General features: G+C 74.2%; 1 protein-coding gene and 1 pseudogene. Both read left to right on the plus strand.

Annotation, left to right across the window (positions count from 1 at the left end; translation table 11 throughout):
• A pseudogene (locus tag ACOV8S_RS31080) lies at positions 1-227 on the plus strand ((2Fe-2S)-binding protein); the annotation flags it as partial.
• Complete coding sequence (locus ACOV8S_RS31085) at positions 224-607, plus strand: hypothetical protein (RefSeq protein ID WP_448321828.1); 384 nt, start codon at positions 224-226, stop codon at positions 605-607. The pseudogene ACOV8S_RS31080 and the gene ACOV8S_RS31085, both read left to right, overlap by 4 nt.
• The last annotated feature ends 40 nt before the right edge of the window (positions 608-647 follow it).

Here is a 647-nt window from a genome sequence, read left to right on the forward strand (position 1 = left end):
GCCCGTGCCACGAGGGCGTGTTCGACGCGCGGACCGGCGAGGTGACGGCGGGCCCGCCGCCGCGGCCGCTGCCGCGGGTGTATCTGACCGAGGAACAGGACGGCAGCGTGTGGGCGTTCGCCACGGCCCGGTCGGGCGAGAACGTGACCGACGCGCTGTGCCGGCAGTTCCACCAGCCGGAGCTGCGGCGGCAGCTGGGCTGTCCGGGAGAGGGTGAGGACGGATGAGCGAGGACGCCTCCAGGCGCCGTTCGATCGGCTTCGGCAGTGCGGGGTACCGGCCTGCCGCGGACCGGCGGCTCAACCGTCCGCTGGACGAGCGCTATCCGCAGATCCGGCCCACCAGCGGTTACGGCGACGGACGGATCCGTCACACGGGCCCCGGTCCGGGCGCCGGCAGCGAGCAGGAGCCGGAGCGGGCCTCGAAGCTGTCGGCGCGCCTGGTGCTCGCCTTCTCGGTGCTGGCGGGCCAGTTGTGGGGGCTGACCGTGGTGGTCGACACCTGGATGTCGGGGCAGGTCGGGACCGCCTGGTGGGGCGCGGCCTTCCTGGTGCTGTCGTTCCTGGTGGTGCTCGGGCTGTGGTGGCTCGACCCGAAGGACCGGTGAGCGGGTCTCAGGAAGTGGCGGGGCCGGTCCCGGTGGGGGG

This window comes from Streptomyces sp. CO7, from assembly GCF_053474865.1.